This is a genomic window from Micromonospora sp. DT47 (assembly GCF_049844475.1).
Taxonomy (GTDB): Bacteria; Actinomycetota; Actinomycetes; order Mycobacteriales; family Micromonosporaceae; genus Micromonospora.
The window spans coordinates 56,335-75,246 of the sequence record NZ_JBNCLC010000008.1 but is presented as its reverse complement, the minus strand read 5'-3'; the positions used below and the strand labels follow the sequence as shown (position 1 = coordinate 75,246).

Annotated in this window: 15 protein-coding genes; 9 read left to right on the top strand and 6 right to left on the bottom strand. The window is 72.4% G+C overall.

Annotated features, from left to right (window positions below; translation table 11 throughout):
- Positions 1-71: 71 nt before the first annotated feature.
- Together ACLQ2U_RS14700 and ACLQ2U_RS14695 are read right to left on the bottom strand one after the other, a co-directional pair.
- On the bottom strand, positions 72-1,355 hold the full coding sequence (locus tag ACLQ2U_RS14700) for a hypothetical protein (RefSeq protein WP_425751186.1): 1,284 nt from the start codon (positions 1,353-1,355) through the stop codon (positions 72-74).
- Between the two features lie 717 nt (positions 1,356-2,072).
- A complete protein-coding gene (locus tag ACLQ2U_RS14695) occupies positions 2,073-2,399 on the bottom strand; it encodes a hypothetical protein (protein WP_425751185.1) in 327 nt (108 codons plus the stop codon).
- Positions 2,400-2,751: 352 nt separating this feature from the next.
- Here ACLQ2U_RS14695 and ACLQ2U_RS14690 point away from each other — a divergent pair, with 352 nt between their 5' ends.
- Positions 2,752-2,991: a hypothetical protein gene (locus ACLQ2U_RS14690; RefSeq protein WP_425751184.1), complete on the top strand. Its 240-nt coding sequence runs from the start codon at positions 2,752-2,754 to the stop codon at positions 2,989-2,991.
- Between the two features lie 324 nt (positions 2,992-3,315).
- Here the strand turns inward: ACLQ2U_RS14690 and ACLQ2U_RS14685 are convergent, their stop codons facing one another.
- Positions 3,316-3,501, bottom strand: coding sequence for a hypothetical protein (locus tag ACLQ2U_RS14685; protein ID WP_425751183.1), 186 nt, complete (start codon positions 3,499-3,501; stop codon positions 3,316-3,318).
- Positions 3,502-3,918: 417 nt separating this feature from the next.
- On the bottom strand, positions 3,919-6,342 hold the full coding sequence (locus ACLQ2U_RS14680; RefSeq protein WP_425751182.1) for a M28 family peptidase: 2,424 nt from the start codon (positions 6,340-6,342) through the stop codon (positions 3,919-3,921).
- Between the two features lie 269 nt (positions 6,343-6,611).
- Here ACLQ2U_RS14680 and ACLQ2U_RS14675 point away from each other — a divergent pair, with 269 nt between their 5' ends.
- The 7 genes from ACLQ2U_RS14675 (at position 6,612) to ACLQ2U_RS14645 (ending at position 15,380) form a co-directional block, all read left to right on the top strand.
- The gene (locus ACLQ2U_RS14675) at positions 6,612-7,829 is read left to right on the top strand and encodes a PP2C family protein-serine/threonine phosphatase (RefSeq protein ID WP_425751181.1); all 1,218 of its coding nucleotides are present in this window, start codon (positions 6,612-6,614) and stop codon (positions 7,827-7,829) included.
- Complete coding sequence (locus ACLQ2U_RS14670; protein ID WP_425751180.1) at positions 7,826-9,595, top strand: sensor histidine kinase; 1,770 nt, start codon at positions 7,826-7,828, stop codon at positions 9,593-9,595. Before ACLQ2U_RS14675 ends, ACLQ2U_RS14670 begins: the two co-directional genes overlap by 4 nt.
- Positions 9,592-10,044: a response regulator gene (locus ACLQ2U_RS14665; RefSeq protein ID WP_425751179.1), complete on the top strand. Its 453-nt coding sequence runs from the start codon at positions 9,592-9,594 to the stop codon at positions 10,042-10,044. The genes ACLQ2U_RS14670 and ACLQ2U_RS14665 overlap by 4 nt, the downstream gene beginning before the upstream one ends.
- Complete coding sequence (locus tag ACLQ2U_RS14660; protein ID WP_425751178.1) at positions 10,037-10,846, top strand: inositol monophosphatase family protein; 810 nt, start codon at positions 10,037-10,039, stop codon at positions 10,844-10,846. Before ACLQ2U_RS14665 ends, ACLQ2U_RS14660 begins: the two co-directional genes overlap by 8 nt.
- A 237-nt stretch (positions 10,847-11,083) precedes the next feature.
- Positions 11,084-12,097, top strand: a complete 1,014-nt coding sequence (locus ACLQ2U_RS14655) for a coiled-coil domain-containing protein (protein WP_425751177.1) — start codon at positions 11,084-11,086, stop codon at positions 12,095-12,097.
- Positions 12,098-12,133: 36 nt separating this feature from the next.
- Positions 12,134-13,687, top strand: a complete 1,554-nt coding sequence (locus tag ACLQ2U_RS14650) for a fused MFS/spermidine synthase (RefSeq protein WP_425751176.1) — start codon at positions 12,134-12,136, stop codon at positions 13,685-13,687.
- Positions 13,688-13,757: 70 nt separating this feature from the next.
- On the top strand, positions 13,758-15,380 hold the full coding sequence (locus ACLQ2U_RS14645) for a protein kinase domain-containing protein (protein ID WP_425751175.1): 1,623 nt from the start codon (positions 13,758-13,760) through the stop codon (positions 15,378-15,380).
- 44 nt (positions 15,381-15,424) lie between these two features.
- Here ACLQ2U_RS14645 and ACLQ2U_RS14640 read toward each other — a convergent pair whose 3' ends face one another.
- Positions 15,425-16,102 (bottom strand): potassium channel family protein, encoded by a 678-nt coding sequence (locus ACLQ2U_RS14640; RefSeq protein WP_425751174.1) that lies wholly within the window; start codon positions 16,100-16,102, stop codon positions 15,425-15,427.
- Positions 16,092-17,426, bottom strand: coding sequence for a TrkH family potassium uptake protein (locus ACLQ2U_RS14635; RefSeq protein ID WP_425751381.1), 1,335 nt, complete (start codon positions 17,424-17,426; stop codon positions 16,092-16,094). The genes ACLQ2U_RS14640 and ACLQ2U_RS14635 overlap by 11 nt, the downstream gene beginning before the upstream one ends.
- Before the next feature lie 154 nt (positions 17,427-17,580).
- Here ACLQ2U_RS14635 and ACLQ2U_RS14630 point away from each other — a divergent pair, with 154 nt between their 5' ends.
- Entirely contained in the window at positions 17,581-18,705 is a 1,125-nt protein-coding gene (locus tag ACLQ2U_RS14630; RefSeq protein WP_425751173.1) for a glycerophosphodiester phosphodiesterase, read from the top strand.
- Positions 18,706-18,912: the final 207 nt, after the last annotated feature.

Here is an 18,912-nt window from a genome sequence, read left to right as displayed (position 1 = left end):
CGACCGCCGGGGCGCTAGGAACGACGTGGTGGGGCCCCGGTGGAGATGGCCCGCCCCACCACGTCATCCGGTCAGGGGCTGACGACGCCCGCGTCGACCACTGTCTCGCCGCCCGCGGTCACCTCGACCACCGCACTCCGGGCGATCCGGTAGTACGAGTTGGTGTCTTCGGTGGCGATCACGTCCGAGTCGGTCGCGTCGTCGCCGACGTTCGGCGGGCTGAAGTCCTTCAGTTCGCCCTTGTCGACGGCCACTTCGAGCACGTACCGGCCGGGCTTCAGCGCGACCCGGTAGTCCCCGTCGTACGGCAGCGACACCGGGATCTCCTGCGGATCTCCGTCCGCCGGGTCCTGCGGCAGGATGGTGACCCATTCGGCCAGCATGTAGCTGCCCGAGTCGAAGTCGTCGCGGATCCCGTCCCGGTCGCCGTCCCCCCAGATCGCACCGCTGAGGTGACCGGCCTCGACGACGGTGATCGGCGCGGTCGCCCTGTTGTTCGTCGTCACCTGCTCCGCGCCGGACTCGTCGGCCGCGGTGGACGTGGCGGTGAGGGTGTCACCCGCCGCGGCGTTCTCCACCTGCAGGGTCAGGGTGAGCGGCTCGGCGCTGCCACCGGCCGGCACCGCGTTGTGCAGGCACAAGTACGACTGGATGTTGGTCACCGTGTCCGTGCCCAGGCTGCAGCCCCAGCCGTATGGGCCGCTGTAGGAGACGCCCCGCATGCCGGCCGGGACGAAGAGTTCTACCTTGACGCCGTCGGTCGCCGCGCCGAGGTTGCGGACGTCGATCCAGTAGGTGACCTGGCCTCCGACGATCACCTGTGTGGGCTTCGCCGTCATGCTGATCGCCAGGTCCGGCGCGACGTAGCGCAGGGCGACCTGGCCGCTGTTGTTATCGAGCAGGGGCTCCTGGCTGGAAGTGGTCGCCACCGCGCCGACCATCGCAGTCTCGCCGGCCTGCCCGGCTGGGAGGGAGAGGCGCAGCAGCAGCGGCTCGGCGACCGCGCCGACGGCCAACGGCTCCGTCGTGCAGGTCCACTCGGTGCCGAAGTCGCAGTTCCAGCCGGGTGGGGACGGATTTTCGCCCCAGCCGCTGTAACCAGTGCCGTCGGGTCGGGAGATGGCGACGGTGGCGCCGTTGGCCGTGCCGGTGCCGACGTTGCGTACGTCGATGGTGACGTCCGCTCGGCCGCCCACCGTGGAGATCTCCGTCTGGTCGGCGGTGACGGTGACCGCGAGGTCGGCCCGTCGCGGAGCGGCGTTGGCGGGGTTCGCGGGTGCCGCGAGGGTGGCGCCGAGACCCAGGGTGAGAAGGGCGGCCGCGGCTCTGACCGGGCGTGTGGGGATGCGATGCATACGGTCCTCTTGTCTGTCGGACTATGGTCGAGCGGATCTTGTCCGGCTCATCAGCAGCAGCGTCGGCATCGTGCAAAGGGTTACATCCGTCCGGCCTGGATGGTGGATGACCAACCAGCTGGGCGGACAACTGCTCCAACGTCACATCACCGTCGTCCGCGCCTTCTAGTAACCGCGCGGAGGGCGGTGCCGGAGCCCGGTTCGAACCCTCGCTTGTAAGCTCTGTGCGCCTCATCCGCCCGCATCCGTACGTGCCGGCTACCTCGGGGAACCGTCCGCACTGTCGACAACGGGTGAAAACTGGATCTGGATCTGGCCCACTTTCCGTGATCGGGACTGACCCGGATCGGGGTGCCGGGTCCACTGTGTAGGGCGCGTCGTGCAATCGGCTGACCTTGTTGCGGTCCTGCCTCATCTGGCGCCTGTCGTGGTTGAGCGAGTGGAACGGTGTGCGGCTGGTCTGCGGATTTGGGCGCGAGCGCGAGCCCGCCGTGTGGCGTGTACCGGTTGTGGGCGCCGGGCCCGGCGGGTGCACAGCCTCCGTGCGCTGCGCCGGGTCCGGCCGGCGGAACAACGGCCGCAGATGGTCCCGATTCAGCCGGAACCACGTGGTCAGTTTTCAGGCGGAGCCGACAGCCGGCCGCACGGCACTACTGCCGACCGGTACGGTTCTGTGAGCTCGGACGGCAAGGCACTTCCCAAGCTGACCGTGAGTCTCTACGAACTACTGCCGAGCTCGCGCCACCAGTGTTCGTGGCCGCCGAGCCGGCCGAGCGCGACGTTGCAGTCTCGGGTATGCAACAGCGCGAGGAACCTATTGCCCATGAGCAGATGCTCATATGAGACCTGGGCGATGACGTCGGCGAGCGTCCGCGCCCACGACGGATCGGCATTGAAGGGTTCGTCGAACTCGCGGATGACCAGCGCCCAACCCGTAACGCCCGCGAAGTCGATGTCGCGCAGGGTGTCACAGACCGCGTCGAGGTTCTTGACCGACCACCCGCAATAGCGCATCGAAACCTGAGAGAGCAGGTGCGCGAGCATGGTCGGTCCAGTGCCGCCGCATGTCTGGGCAACTCCGTAGCCCAGGCACCTGGGTAGCCGTTCAGCACGGAAGTACAGGCCCTTGACCTGCTGACCCAGCCTTGAGCGACCGCCTCGCCGGCAATCCATAGGTTCAGGGCCAGGACGCGCGCGCCTCGACCACTACCGGAAGCAGGCAGCGAACGCGTCGCCTGCGGGAGACGCGCCACGACAGCAGGCGGGGTCGTAGCCGAGCTAAGAGGTACGGGATGACAGCGGATGGCAGCAGACGACGCACCGCAGCCGCGTTCGGGACGAAGAGGCCAAGGTCGCGGCGGTGAGGTGGGCAGAGCTGCCGTGGCACCATGCTGCGGTGACCTTCGACGATGACCGGTACCTGGATGCCTTTGTCGACTACAGCAGAGGGCGTCACTTCGTTCGGCTTGATGTCGAAGTGCCGGCGGAGACTCTCACGGAGGGGCTCGCCGGTCCCGATGACGACGTGCCACACGGCTCGTTGTGGTTATCGGCCGACCGGGCAGAGGCGCTGGCTCAGTCTCTGCTGAGCTGTGCGGCAGCGGTAAGAGAGAACAGCGAACAGGGTGACGCCTGAGAGCCGTTGTGGAGATCGCCGGTGGGGTGCCGCGCTTTCCAGGGGAGCCTCCGCCACGTATGGAGCCCGACCGTCAGGGCGACGCAAGGCACCGTTCGAAATGACGTTGCGACCGAGGGTCCCGTCCCGGGCCGCCGTCTGGGCCGTTTGGGCCGTCGCCGGGCCGTCAGATGCCGACCATCTGTGGCTACGAGGCAGCAGAGGACGTCGAGCGTCGGCTGCTCGACCACGCAGGCTGGCAACAATCGACACGAGGCGGCGCGGTCTGTCCGGCTCCCCCCGGCGGGGGTCGTCCCGTTCCGCGATTCGTGCTCGCTGCAGCTCCTACGCCCCCCACTCCCGGCGCACCGGAGGCTGCTCCGGCTCCTCGTGCGGGGGTTCTGTGTCTACGGTCTCGACCAGGTCCTCCGCCGGCGCGACTCGGGCTGGCAGCTCGCCGAACCTGACGTGCCGCAGGCGGGCGAACTCCTCGTCCGTCGACCGCTCGGTATGCCCTCGATCCTCACCCATCGCCAACCTCCCTCGTCGGCTTCCATTGTCCCCGCTGAGGCAATCTTCGCGTTGGTGGCGACCTCACGGTCGGCACGGTCGTGGCCACCGTACCGTCCGCCGCGCTGGGCGCGGTGATTCCGAAACCGCACGAGAAGCCGCCGCCAGGAGTTCGGGACGAAGGGATACCGGCGGGCCGTACCCAGTTCTGAGGCAGCAGGTCGCTGGCATGATCAGGCCGTCCCCAGGCCGTCAAAGGCGAACCAAGGGTGGCCATCGTTGACCACCGATGATCGGCGTGACCCCGACAGCGACCACGGGAACACGCGCTGGTCGTGGCCCCGCAGTGGACCCGGCCGTCGCCTGGTGCCACCCGGCTGCCGCCCGTCGCCACCTGGCAGCGGCCGGAGCCGCAGCGGGGCGACTCCCGGCCGTCGGCTAGAGCGGGTAGGTGCGGGCGACCGCGAGCATCTCCGAGCTGTGCGAGCCGGCCACGCCGACATCCGGCGGGCGGGGGCGGAAACCGGGTAGCGCGTCCAGGCCGTCGCTGGCGTCCATCGCCCGCAGCACCACCTTGGCCGTCCTGGGCACCAGGGTCAGCGTGATCTCCACGCCCTCCGGCGGCGGGGCGTGGAAGACCAGGCCGAAGCCCCAGCGACTGCCGGGCACCTGCGGGGCGATCGGCAACGGCTGCCCGGCGGCGACCGCCTGCTTGACCGTCGCCGAGTCGGCCTCGACGTGCAGCGAGGCGAGGCGGACCGTCCGCTGCGGGGTCAGCCGGACCCGCAGGGTGCGCTCGCCGCCCGTGGTGGTGTCGGCGAGCACCTCCAGCTTCGGTGCGGGCAGGTTCGCCGCCGTGGCCTGACCGTAGAAGATCCGCTCGTCGCCCAGGGTCGGGAAGAACCAGGCGACGGAGCCCTTCTCCTGGACGTACGGCCGGGTCCAGGGCTGGGGCTCCTCCTCGTGACTCAGCCACTCGGCCTCACCGTTGTCGGCGTCTAGGGCGTACATCAGGTGGGTGGGTACCGGGTGGGCGGCGTCGAAACGGTCGACGCGGAGCCCGACTCCGGCGAGCACCACCGCCGCGAGCCCGGCGGCGACGGCCGGCAGCGCGCCCAGTCGGCGCGCGCGGAGGGCCACCAAGCCGCGCTGCCCGCCGGCGGCCGGGTGCAGCAGGTCGACCACCGGAAGTGCGGCCAGGCCGAGCAGCACCGCGAAGAGCGCCGCGACGCCGCCCATCGCCATGCCCAGCGCCGGGAAGAGCAGCACGACCGTCGGCAGCAGGATCACCACGGCCACCGCGCCGGCCAGGGTCACCGCCAGCACCGGCCACGGGCCGTCGATCCGGGTGCCGAGCGCGAGCAGGCCGGCGAGCGCGCCGGTCAGCGCCGGCAGGGTGGCCAGGTACGACCCGCCGGGCACCAGCGCGGCCAGCACCACCCCTAGTACGGCCAGCCAGCCCAGCCCGCCGATCGCCAGCGCCGCCGGACCGGCCCAGCGGCGGGTCAGCGCGTACCAGGCGAAGAGGATCGCGGCGGCGAGCGCCACCACGGCGAGCCGGAACCAGGTCGGCCGGTACGGGTCGAGCAGCTCGGCATAGCCGGGGCGCAGCGCGGTGATCCCGGCCCAGAGCAGCTGCGCGGCGAGCGGGGCGAGCACGATCGGCACCAGCGCCAGCCCGAACCCGGCCGCCAGCCGCCCGGTGCCGGCCCGACCCCGGCGGCGGGCCAGCCAGGCCAGCGCCAGCACCGCGACCAGGGCCGCCGCGGCCAGTGGCCAGGTCAGCCAGCCGGGGTACCGGACCAGGCCGCCGGGCACCGGAAAGTAGGTGGCGTCGTGGCCGGAGCGCAGCGCCGCCAGGTCGGTACGGCCGAACTCGCGGGCCAGCCCGAGCGCGTTGTCGCCGTGCTGCTGGAGGCTGCCCCGGTCCATCGCCTCCGGCGTGTCCAGCGGGGTGTGGTAGATCGCGCCCCCGTCGATGTACGCCGAGTTCAACCCGACGAAGTCCTCGTCGAGGAACGCGGTGAAGTCGGTGTCGTTGGGCAGCGCCCGGTAGATCTCCACCGCGAACGAGGTGCCCACCGGGTGCGGGGCGGCCCGACCGAAGACGTCCACCAGCTTCGCGTTGTTCCGGGACGTCTCGAACATGATCACCGGGCCGGTCGCGCCGCGCGCCTCCAGGTTGAGCACCACCCCGCCGTCCGCGGCGAGCGGGTGGCTCGACGCGAACGCCGAGGCGCCGCAGAGGCACGCCTCCTCGGCGTCGGTCAGCACGAAGACGATGTCGTTGCGCGGTCGGGGGCCGGCCGCCAGCGCCCGGGCCACCTCCACGATGGTGGAGGTGCCGGCGGCGTCGTCGTTGCCACCCGGCCCGGACTGCACCGAGTCGTAGTGCGCCACCAGGAAGACCCGCCCGGTCGAGGCGGTACCGGGCAGCCGGGCCACCACGTTGCGGACCCGGGCCAGGGTCGCCCCGCCGGCGGCCCCACTCAGCTGACCGGCCTCCGGGGCGACGGTGTCCTGCACCTCGGTCTCCAGGCCCAGCCCGCTCAGCACGCCGACCAGGTGCTCGCGTACCTGGTCGTTGGCGGCGCTGCCGGCCACGTGCGGCCGGGCCGCGATGGTCTGCACGGTCCGGTACGCCCGGCCGGCGCTGAACTCGTCGGCCGGGGCGTCCGCCGGGCGCGGCGCCGGGGTGGAGAGGTCGACCAGCATGGCGGCGCCGACCGCGAGCAGCGCGACGAGCGCGGCCAGGGCGGCGAGCGGCCGGCGGCGGGGCCGGGCCAGCGCCCGGTCGGCGAGCGGCCGGCGGCGGGGCCGGGCGATCGCCCGGTCGGCGGCGGGGGTGGGGGGTGCGCCCACGGCGGGACTCCTCGGAGGTGGTGCGGGGGTGGGCACCATCCTGCACCGGGGAGGCCGGCGCGGGACTCCCCGGGACCGAACCGTGACGCTCAGCGGCGCCCCGGCGCTCACCGAGCGAGGGCCTTGCCCGGGTGCGCCCGGGCCGGCGGGGTCGTGTTGTGTGCGACCGTTGTCTAATACAGGATCAGCAGGGCACTCGGAAGGAGCCCGACATCACCAGCGAACTCCCGCGTCTCGCGGCGGTGACCCGGCCGCACCGGGGGCCCGGCATGGCCGGTCCCTCCGTCGCGCCGTACCCGCACGGCGGCCTCGGGCGCCATCCCAACCTGCCGCCCGGTGAGCGGCTGCGGGTCCTGCTGGTCGAGGACGACGAGGGCGACGCCTTCCTGGTGACCGAGCTGCTCGCCGAGACGAACTCGATGATCGACCTGCTCGTCGCCACCAGCCTCAGCGAGGCGCGGCAGCGGGTGGCGGGCGTCGACTGCGTCCTGCTCGACCTCGGGCTGCCCGACGCGCAGGGCCTGGACGGCCTGCGCCGGGTGCTGGAGATGTCCACCGGCGCCGCGGTCTGCGTGCTGACCGGCCGCTCCGACGAGCACCTCGGCATCGTCGCGGTCGCCGAGGGCGCCCAGGACTACCTGGTCAAGGGCCAGGTCGACGGGGTGCTGCTGACCCGGGCGCTGCGCTACGCCGTGGAGCGCAAGCGGGCCGACGAGAACGCTCGACGGCTGCGCGAGGTCGAGCTGCGCCAGGCCGAGTCCGCCCGCCTCGAACGCGGCCTGCTGCCCCAGCCGCTGATGACCACCGACGAGGTGGCGGTGCACACCTTCTACCGCCCGGGCCGGCATGCGGCCCTGATCGGCGGCGACTTCTTCGACGTGGTGCAGACCCGGCCCGACCGGGTCGACCTGATCGTCGGCGACGTCTGCGGTCACGGGGTGGACGAGGCGGCCCTCGGCGTGGAGCTCCGGGTCGCCTGGCGGGCCCTGATCCTGGCCGGCGTCCCCGACGACGAGGTACTGCCCGCCCTGGAGCAGGTGCTGATGAGCGAGCGGCGGCTCCAGGAGATCTTCGCCACCGTCGCCACCGTCCGGCTCGACCTGCACCGCAACCGGGCCATCGTCCGGCTGGCCGGCCACCCGCCGCCACTGCTGCTCGCCGGGGGTAAGGTCGCGCCGGTCCCGGCGCGGGGCGGCCTGCTGCTCGGCGTACGACCCCGCCGCACCGTAGCGTTCGACCTGGAGTTCGCCACCGATGACTGGTCCCTGTTGATGTACACCGACGGCCTGATCGAGGGGCGGGTGGGCGACGGCGACGAGCGGCTGGACGTCCCCGGGCTGACCGGCCTGCTGGAGGAGCCGGCCAACGAGGCCGTGCCGCTGTCCGAGCTGCCGGCCTGGCTGGTCGGCCGGGCGGAGCAGATCAACGGTGGCCCGCTCGCCGACGACGTCGCCATGCTGCTGGTCACCCGGGGTGGTGGCCGGTGAAGTCGTACCGGCGGGGGTGGACCCTGCGCCGGCGCGTGAGCGTCCTGCTCACCGTGGTCGTCGTGCTGCTGCTCGGTCTCGCCGCGGCCGAGGCCGCGCTTGCCGCCAAGACCCGGCAGAACATGGACGCGGTGCTGGTGAAGACCGGTCCGCTGCGGGTGCAGGGCCAGGAGCTGCTGAACGCCCTGCTCGACCAGGAGACCGCGATCCGCGGGTACGCGGTCAGCGGCGACCAGGCCGACCTGGGTCCGTACGAGAGCGGCATCCAGCAGGAGCGGGACACGGTCGGCAAAATGAACGAGCTGATCCGTGACTACCCCGACATCGAGCGTGAGCTGCGGGCCGTGGAGCAGCAGGCGGCCGACTGGCGGCGCACCGTCGCCGAGCCGGTGATCACCACGACCGGGCGGGACGGCACGGCGGCCGGTCAGGCGCTCATCACCGACCAGTCCCGGCGGCAGTTCGACCAGGTCCGTGCCTCGGTCGGCGACCTCCAGGCCGAGATCCTCACGGAGCGGGAGCGGACCGCCGCCAAGGTCTACCAGAGCAGCAACATCCTGGTCGTCCTGCTGATCGTCGCGGCGGTGGTGGTGGCGGTGGCCGGCACGGTGCTGCTGCTCTCGCTGGACCGGATGGTGATCAAGCCGCTGACCGGGCTGGCGCTCCAGGTGCGGGAGGTCGCCGAGGGCGACTACCAGCACCACATCGAGGGCTCGGGGCCGCCGGAGTTCCAGCGGCTTGCCGGCGACGTGGACGCGATGCGGCAGAAGATCGCCAGGGAACTCGCCGAGGTGCGCGAGGCGCGCGAGAGCATCGAGTGGGTCAACAGCCAGCTCCAGAAGCAGGCCGAGGAGCTGACCCGCTCCAACCGTGACCTGGAGCAGTTCGCCTACGTGGCCTCGCACGACCTGCAGGAGCCGCTGCGCAAGGTGGCGAGCTTCTGCCAGCTGCTCCAGCGCCGCTACGCCGGGCAGCTCGACGAGCGGGCCGACCAGTACATCGCCTTCGCCGTGGACGGCGCGCAGCGGATGCAGCGCCTGATCAACGACCTGCTGGCGTTCTCCCGGATCGGCCGGCTCACCAGCGGCTTCACCGAGGTCGACCTCAACAAGGTGATGGGCGACGTGGCCGGGCAGACCGAGGCCGCCGTGCAGTACGCCGACGCCGAGCTGACCTGGGACCAGATGCCGGTGATCCGCGGCGAGGAGCCGCTGCTGACCAACCTGCTGGCGAACCTGGTCAGCAACTCGATCAAGTTCCGTCGGGCCGACGTGGCGCCGAAGGTGCACGTCTCGGCCCGGCTGGTCGGCGACGAGTGGGAGATCAGCTGCCGGGACAACGGCATCGGGATCGAGCCGGAGTTCGCCGACAAGATCTTCGTGATCTTCCAGCGGCTGCACGCCAAGGACGCGTACCCGGGCACCGGCATCGGCCTCGCCATCGTCAAGAAGATCGTCGAGTACCACGGCGGCCGGATCTGGGTGGACACCGACCTCGACGAGGGGACCGCGATCCACTTCACCCTCCCGGCGCTGCCCGAGGACGTCGAGGCGGCGAAGGCGGCCGAGGCGGCGGAGCCGGACGGCGAGGCGGCCCCGGCCGGATCGACCGAGAGCGGCACCGACCCCGAGGCGGCGGAGGGCCAGCCGGCGGAGGGCCAGCCGGCGGAGGCCGAGCCGGCGCCGGTCGGCGCGACGGACGGGGACAGGCCCGACAGGGCGCCGGAGCACGGGACAACGGGTGGCATGAAGGAGACGGTGGGATGACGGCGCCAGCGGACGGCAAGAGCCCGATCGAGGTCCTCCTGGTTGAGGACGACCCGGGCGACGTTCTGATGACCCAGGAGGCGTTCGAGGAGCACAAGCTCCGCAACCGGCTGGCCGTCGTCTCCGACGGCGCCGAGGCGCTGGCCTACCTGCGGCGCGAGGGCCAGTACGCGGACGCCATCGTCCCCGACCTGATCCTGCTCGACCTGAACCTGCCGCGCCGGGACGGCCGGGAGGTGCTGGAGGAGATCAAGAACGACGAGGAACTGCGCCGGATCCCGGTCGTGGTGCTCACCACCTCCCAGGCCGACGAGGACATCCTGCGCAGCTACCAGCTGCACGCCAACGCCTACGTGACCAAGCCGGTGGACTTCGAGCGCTTCATCTCGGTGGTCCGCCAGATCGACGAGTTCTTCGTCAGCGTGGTCAAGCTCCCGCCGCGTGGCTGATCGGCTGCGGGAGGACGTCGGCGAGCTGCTGCGGGAGACCGCGGCGGACGTCGTGCTGCCGCTGTTCCGCAAGCTGGACGACTCGCAGGTCGCCGAGAAGGCGCCCGGTGACCTGGTCACGGTCGCCGACCGGCGGGCGGAGGAAAAGATCTCCGCCGCGCTGCGCCGGCTGCGTCCCGGCTCGGTGGTGGTCGGTGAGGAGGCCGCCGCGGACGACCCCGCCCTGCTGCGCCACCTGCGCGGCAGCGGCGACGTCTGGCTGGTCGACCCGATCGACGGCACTGCCAACTTCGCCGCCGGGCGACGGCCCTTCGCGCTGATGGTCGCGCTGCTCACCGACGGTGAGCCGGCCGCCGCCTGGGTGCTCGACCCGCTGGCCGGGACGCTCGCGGTGACCCGCGCCGGCGAGGGCACCGAACTGGACGGGCGGGTGGTGCGCACCGGCCACGGGGTGCCGTCGGTGGGCGCGCTGCGCGGCACCGCGGTGACGAAGTTCCTGCCGCCGGAGGCCCGCCGGAGCGCCGAGGCCGGCGCGAAACGGATCGGCGAACTGCTGCCCGGGCAGCACTGCGCCGGCCGGGAGTACCTCGACCTGCTCACCGGCGACCAGCAGTTCGTCCTCTTCTGGCGGACCCTGCCCTGGGATCACGCCCCCGGCGTGTTGCTGGTTCGCGAGGCCGGCGGGGTGGCCCGCAGGTTCGACGGTACCGAGTACCACCCGGCCGACGAGGGCATGGGGCTGCTCGTCGCCGCCGACGAGCGGACCTGGGCCGAGGCGCGCGAGGCCCTGCTGGGCGGCTGACCCGACCCGAGGCCGCCCCCGACCCCGCAGCCGACGCGGCCCTTTGTCGGCGCTCGGCGACCACCCCGGCACGCTGCGTCGATGATCGATGCCCCGAGGGGTCGCGGACCTGGTCAGCGGCGTTCGGTCCGGTATCGTGACCGGCGGTCTCCGCCCCCAGGCCGCCGTCCGGGGCCGGCGGGGGCCGCCGCCGCGCACGGTCGACCGGGGGCCGGCGGCAGAGGGAAGGACACCGTCGTGCCCAGGACCAGCTTCACCCGGCCGCGCGCCCGCCGGCTGCTGACCGTGCTGCTCGCCGCAGTGGCGCTGCTGCTCGGGGCCGGGGTCGTCCCGGCGGCCGCCGAGCCCGGCGAGGGCGGCACCAAGCAGCTCCGTGAGGCGCTGGAGGCCGCCGCCAAGGGCCACATCGAGGCCAAGGCCAAGCTGGACAACTCCAAGCGCCGGCAGGTCGCGCTGGTCGCCGAGCTGAAGACGGTCGAGGGACGGCTGGGCCAGCTGACCGCCCAGGTGGGCGAGGTGGCCGCGCAGTCGTACCGGTTGGGTCGGCTGACCCCGACCGCGATGCTGCTCGAGAGCACCACCCCCGAGGGGTTCTTGCGGCGGGCGGCCGAGCTCGACGTGATGGCGCAGCGGGACGGCAAGCGGCTGCGCTCGCTCACCGAGGCGAAGCAGGCCGCCGCGAAGGCCAAGGCGGCCATCGACAACGAGGTGCGCGAGCAGCAGAAGCAGCTCGCGGTGCTGGCCAAGAAGAAGCGGGACGCGGAGCGCGCGCTGGCCACGGTCAGCTCGGGCAGCAGCGCCGGCTTCAGCGGCGGGTCCCGCTCGGCCAGCCCCGCCCCGCGCAACTCCGACGGGTCCTGGCCTTCGGAGACCTGCTCGGTGAGCGACCCGACCACCGACGGCTGCATCACCCCGCGCACCCTGCACGCGCTCAAGCAGGCCCAGGCCGCCGGCTACAAGCGGTACGTCTCCTGCTTCCGCAGCGGCGGCGGCGGCGAGCACCCCAAGGGCCGGGCCTGCGACTTCGCCGCCGCCACCAGCGGCTTCGAGGACAAGACGGCCACCGGCGGGGACAAGGCGTACGGCGACAGCCTGGCCAGCTACTTCAAGAACAACGCCAGTCGGCTCGGCGTGCTCTACGTGATCTGGTACCGGCAGATCTGGATGCCGAACACCGGCTGGCGGTCGTACAGCGGCTCCGGCAGCCCGGCCGCCGACCACACAAACCATGTTCATCTTTCGATGTACTGACCCGGGCCGCCAGGAACGCTGCGTACCATCGCGACGGTGAGCAGCTCATCGTCCGACGTTGTGGTCGACCCGGCGTCCGTCGCGCCGGCCACCACCCGCGCGCTGCCCAACGGGCTCGCCGCGTTCCTGGTGTTCCTCTCCAGCGGGGCCGTGCTGGTGCTGGAGACCGTCTCGCTCCGCCTGGTCGGCCCGTACGTCGGGGTGACCCTCCAGGTGACCAGCTCGGTGATCGGCATCGCGCTGGCCGCGATCGCGTACGGCGCGTGGACCGGCGGTTGGCTGGCCGACCGGCGGGACCCGCGCGGCCTGCTGGCCCCGGCGCTGGTGCTGGCCGGCATCGCCTCCGCGGTCACCCTGCCGGTGGTCCGGTACGCCGGTGAGGTGTTGCGCGGCGGCGCCGTCAGCGGCATCCTGCTGCTCACCGCGCTCGCCGTCTTCGTGCCGGCGGCCCTGCTCGCCGCGGTCACCCCGCTGGTGGTGAAGCTCCAGCTGGCCGACCTGCGCCGGACCGGGCAGGTGGTCGGTCGGCTCTCCGGCATCGGCACCCTGGGCGGCATCACCGCCACCCTGGTCACCGGCTTCGTGCTGGTGGCCGCGCTGCCGAGCACGGTCATCCTGATCGCGCTGGCGGTGTTGCTCGGCGTCACCGGCCTGGTGCTCGGGGCGTACCTGCGCCGGCGGGAGGGGGCGGGGCTGCCCGGTCCGGCCCGGACGAAGGCCGCCCTCGCGGTGCTCGGGCTGGTCGGGGCGGGGCTGAGCGCCGTCGCGCCGAACCCGTGCGACGTGGAGACGGCGTACCACTGCGCGCGGGTGGAGACCGACCCGTCCCGGTCCACCGGACGCACGCTCTACCTCAACTCCGCCCAGCACTCGTACGTGGACCTGGCCGACCCGACCCACCTGGAGTACGCGTACACCCAGTGGATCGGGGCGGTGGCGGACGTGCTGGCGCCGACGGGGCGGCGGCTGGACGCGCTGCACCTCGGCGGGGGCGGCTTCACCATGCCCCGCTACCTGACCGCCACCCGCCCCGGCACCGACAACCTGGTCTTCGAGATCGACGGCGAGCTGGTCGACCTGGACCGGCGGCAGCTCGGCGTCCGCACCGGCCCGCAGCTGCGGGCAGAGGTGGGGGACGCCCGGATACTGGTCGGCGGCGAGTCGACCGACAGCCGGGACTTCGTTGTCGGGGACGCCTTCGGTCACCTGGTGGTGCCCTGGCACCTGGCCACCCGGGAGATGGCGGCGGAGGTGAGCCGGGTGCTCCGGCCGGGTGGGGTCTACGTGCAGAACGTCATCGACTACCCGCCGGACCGCTTCATCCGCGCCGAGCTGGCCACGGTCGCCGCCGAGTTCCGCACCGTCGCGCTGATCGCCCCGGCCGGCGCGATCGCCGGGGAGCAGGGCTCCAACTTCCTCATCGTCGCCTCGGACGCGCCGCTGCCGCTGGACGCGCTGCGCCGGCGGCTGGGCACCGTGGACGCGCCGCCGGACCTGCTCGTCGAGGGGCAGCTGGCCGGGTTCGTCGGCGACGCGCTGGTGCTGACCGACGACTACGCGCCGGTGGACCAACTGCTCGCCACCGCCTGATCGGGTGACTTCGCTGACCGATTACGACCATTGAGGTGTAGCTGGGGCGGAGCCGGGCAACACCTCCACCATGGGTGGAGCAGTACGGAACGGGGCGCAGCTCCTCGGTGAGCGGTACCGGCTGATCGAGCAGCTCGGCTCGGGTGGCATGTCCGTGGTGTGGCGCGGCTACGACGAGGTGCTCGGTCGCCAGGTCGCGATCAAGGTGCTCGCCTCCCGGCTGGCCAGCGACAAGGCGTTCCGGCACCGGATCCGGATCGAGGCCCAGGCCGCCGCGCGGCTCTGCCACCCCAACATCACCAACGTGTACGACTACGGCGAGTCCGAGCAGGTCGGGCTGACCGTGCCGTACGTCGTGATGGAGCTGGTCGACGGCGACCCGCTGACCGCGCGGCTCGGCCGCGACGGGCGGCTGTCCTGGCGGGAGGCGATGACGATCGGGGCCGAGGTCACCTCGGCGCTGGCCACCGCGCACGCCCGCGGCGTCGTCCACCGGGACGTCACCCCGGGCAACGTCATGCTGACTCCGACCGGGGTGAAGGTCGTCGACTTCGGCATCTCGGCGCTGGTCGGGGAGAGCGAGAAGGGGCCGGACGGCCACCTGCTCGGCACCCCCGCCTACCTTGCCCCGGAGCGGCTGGACCACGGACAGGTCTCCCCGGCCACCGACGTGTACGCCGTCGGCCTGCTGATCTACCGGATGCTCACCGGCCGGCTGCCGTGGCAGGCCAGCACCACCACCGAGATGCTCCGCGCGCACATGTACAACGACCCGGAGCCGATGCCCGAGGTGCCGGGGCTGCCCGACGAGGTCGCCGAGCTGGTGGGTCGGTGCCTGGCCAAGCGTCCGGCGGACCGGCCGAGCACCGCCGAGGTGGCCCGTACCCTCGCCGACGCGGCCGGGATGATCGCGGCCGTGCCGGTCTCCCCGGCGCCCGGGACGCTCGACCCGGCCCTGCTGGCCAGCGCCGGCACCACGATCCTGCCCTGGTCGACCGACACCGACGCGCTGCCCTTCTCCGGCCTGACCCGCACCCGCCGGGCGTTGGTCCGGCGGCGCAAGGTCGAGGCCGGGGTGGCCGCCGCCGGCCTGGTCGCGGTGACCGCGGCGATGTGGGGGGTGACGTCCGGCAGCTCCGCCAGCGGCGGCGTGGACGCGCCCAACGAGGCCCGGATGGGGATGGAGCAGCCCACCCCGTGCGAGGTCGAGTACGCGCTGCGCAGCGACTCCGGCAAGGACTTCGCCGCGCAGCTGACCCTGACCAACACCGGCACCCGGGAGCTGCGGGACTGGACGATGAGCTTCACCTTCCCCGGCCGGCAGACGGTGACCAAGGCCAGCCCGGCTTCGGTCCGGCAGCAGGACAGCACGGTCGCGGTCGAGCCGGCCGCCGGGCGGGCCCCGCTCGCGCCGGGTGCGTCCGAGAAGGTCGCCCTGACCGGCTCGTACACCGGGACCAACCCACTGCCGGTGGAGTTCAAGCTCGGCGACGCCACCTGTGGGGTACGGGTCTCCGGGGTGGCCGCCACGGTCCCCAGCACCGCCCCGGCCCCGAAGGCCCCGGTCGTGAAGGCGCCGGCGAAGCCCGCGACGAAGGCGGCCACCGGCAGCGGCGGGTCGGGCTCGTCGAAGGCGCGGTCCGGCAGCTCGGGCAAGGGCTCGGGTGGGGACAAGGGAAAAGGCGGGAAGTAGCGGCGAAGGGTGGCGGCAGGGCCAAGGGTGAGGGGAAGTGACCCTCAGCCGAGCGACGCGAACTGCTGCACCTGCCCGATCGTGCCTTCCACGATCAGCACAGTGCCGGGGCCGAGCACGGTGTCGGGCGTGGCGTACCGGAAGCGTTCCTCCGGCAGCTTGGCACCGACCACCACGACCCCGTAGCGCTCCGGCACGGCCAGCTCCCGCAGTGGCCGGCCGACCAGGGACGGGGGCACCGGCACCTTGGCGATGGCGAAGTCGTCGCCGAACTCGATGAAGTCGAGCATCCGGCTGACGATGAGGTGCGCCACCCGTTCCCCCATCTCGGCCTCGGGGAAGACCACGTGGTGGGCGCCGACGGTGGAGAGGATCTTGGCGTGCTGCTCGGAGGTGGCGCGGGCCCAGATCTGCGGCACGCCGGCTTCGGCCAGCGCCAGCACGGTCAGCACGCTCGCCTCGAGCGCGGTGCCGATGGCGACGACGACGCGCTCGAAGTCGGCCACCCCGAGCTGCCGCAGCGTCAGGTTGTCCGTGGCGTCCGCCTGTACGACGTGGGTGAGGAACTGCGACCACCGCTGCACGTTGGCCGGATCGCTGTCGATGGCCAGCACACCCTGACCCAGGCGGGACAGGGAACTCGCCACCTGGGCGCCGAACCGGCCCAGCCCGACCACGGCCACGTCGCGGGGGCCTTTGCCATGTTTTCTGCTAGCCGACAATGGGTCGCTCCTCCGGGTAGTGGTACAGCCGGTGTCGGGTGTTCAGGGCGAGGGCGGACGCCGCGGCGATCGTGCCGACCCGGCCCAGGAAGAGCAGGACGATCAGCAGGTACTTCGCCGGTTCGGGGAGCCGCGGGGTGATGTCGGTGCCCAGACCGGCGGTGGAGAAGGCCGAGGTGACCTCGAACAGCGCGCGGTAGAACAGGACGTCGTCGGTCAGCCCGATGACGATGAGCGAACTGATCGCGACCACCGCGACACCGAGCAGGGCGATGGTCAGTGCCTGGCGTTGGGTGATCTCCGCGATCCGCCGCCGGCCCACCACCACGTCGGGTTCACCGCGCACCTCGGCCCAGATGACGTACGCCAGCAGGAAGAACGTGGTCACCTTGATCCCGCCGGCGGTGCTCGCACTGCCCCCGCCGATGAACATCAGGGCGATGACGACCGTGCTGCTCTCCTGGCTCATGGCGCCGTAGTCGACGGTGTTGAAGCCGCCGGACCGGGGGATGGTGCCCTGCACGAACGCGGCGAGCGCCTTCGTCGGTGCGTCGAGACGACCGAACGTGGCCGGGTTGTTCCACTCGAACAGGAGCAGCGCAAGGAAACCGGCCACGAGCAGGATCAGTGATCCACCCACGGTCAGCCGAGTGTGCACCGACCAGCGCACGGGTTGACGCCAGTTGCGGCGCAGTTCGAACAGGACCGGGAAGCCGAGCGAGCCGACGATCACGCCGGTCGTGGCGGGCAGGCACATCCACGGGTCGGCGACAAATTTGCTCCAGCCGCCGTCGAACAGGGTGAACCCACTGTTGTTGAAGGCCTGGACGCCGTGGAAGACGCCGTACCAGGCGGCCCGGGCCAGCGGGAAGTCATAGCTGAGCCAGAGCCGTGCGGTCAGCAGCAGCGCCACCGCGCTCTCCCAACCGAGCATCGTCATGCCGATCCGGATCAGCGTCCGTCGGGCGCCGCCCAGCCCGATCCCGGCCCCCTCCGCCTGCAGCACCAGCCGGGTACGCAGCCCCAGTTGCCGGGAGACCGCGAGGGTCAGCAGCAGGGCCATGGTCATGATCCCGAAGCCGCCGGCCTGGGTGAGCAGCATGATGACCACGTGCCCGAACGGCGACCAGTAGGTCGCGGTGTCCTCGAAGTCCAGGCCCGCGGTGCAGATCGACGACGTGGCGACCACCAGGGCCTCGATGAACGGGGTGCCGCCGGCCCCCGCCCTGGCGACCGGCAGCATCAGGACGGCGGTGCCGACCGCGATGCCCGCCAGCAGGACCAGCGGCACGAGCCGGACCGGACGTCGGAGAGCGTCGGCCAGCCTCCCCCGCATCGTCACCGGCCCTGCTTACCACCCACGGCAATCGTCCATCCGGCACTTGGGGGAGGTTCACCCGGCGGTCAGCCGTTGCCCGACCGGCCGTCGCTCCACGAGAGTTGACTCGCATCGATCAACCTACGTGAGGAGACCCCTGGTGCGACGTATCCTTTCTGCCCTCGGCGTGGCCGGTGCCCTGCTCGCGGTGGCCGTTGCCGTGCCCGGCGCGGCGTCGGCCCGCGAGGACCGCGCGGACCGCGCGGACCGGGCCACCCACCAGCCCATCGTGATCGGCCACCGGGGCGCCAGCGGCTACCGCCCGGAGCACACCCTGGAGGCGTACCGGCTGGCGATCCGGATGGGCGCCGACTACATCGAGCCCGACCTGGTGTCGACCAGGGACGGCGTGCTGGTCGCCCGGCACGAGAACGAGATCTCCGGTACGACCGACGTGGCGGGCCGGCCGGAGTTCGCCGACCGCTACGACCCCGACCGGCTCATCGACGGGCGGAAGGTCGCGGGCTGGTTCACCGAGGATTTCACCCTGGCCGAGCTGAAGACGCTGCGGGCCAAGGAGCGGCTGCCGCAGGTCCGGGTGGCCAACACCGCGTTCGACGGGATGTTCGAGGTGCCGACCTTCCAGGAGGTCATCGACCTGGCCCGGACGGAGAGCCGGAACCGGGGCCGGACCATCGGCGTCTATCCGGAGACCAAGCACCCGAGCTACTTCGTCTCGGTCGGGCTGGCGTTGGAGGAGCCGCTGGTCAAGGTGCTGAAGGCGAACAAGCTGACCCACCGGCGTGACCCGGTGTTCATCCAGTCCTTCGAGACCGCCAACCTGCGCAAGCTCGACACGATGATCGACGTGCCGCTGGTGCAGCTGCTGGACGCTTCCGGCCGCCCGTACGACTTCGCCGCCGCCGGTGACACCCGCACCTACGCCGACCTGGCCTCGGCCCCGGGCCTGAAGTGGATCGCGGAGTACGCCGACGGCGTCGGCCTGAACAAGAACCTGATCGTGCCTCGGGGCGCGACCGGCAGGCTGCTCGCCCCGACCACGGTGATCCGGGACGCGCACCGGGAGAAGCTGCTCGTGCACGCCTGGACGTTCCGCGCCGAGAACCAGTTCCTCCCGGCCGACTTCCGGATCGGCGCCGACCCGAACGCCCGCGGCGACATCACCGCCGAGTACGAGCTCTTCCTCGGCCTCGGCCTGGACGGCGTCTTCGCCGACCAGCCGGACACCGCCGTCGCCGCCCGCGCCGGCCTGCCCCAGCACTGACCACCTCGGCCCGGCCGTGTCCGGGCCCGATGATCCAGTCCATGTCCCCGATATGGGGGTGTCCGGCCGCTCCGGACACCTCCACATCGGCGCAACGGAGTCGATCAGCCAGGGTCGGCCTCGGCCTCGGCCTCGGCGTCGGGGCGGGGTGCGGGTGCCGAGCGGCCGGTGTGGCCGCGGGCGGCCGAGGTGCGGTCCCCGAGCGCG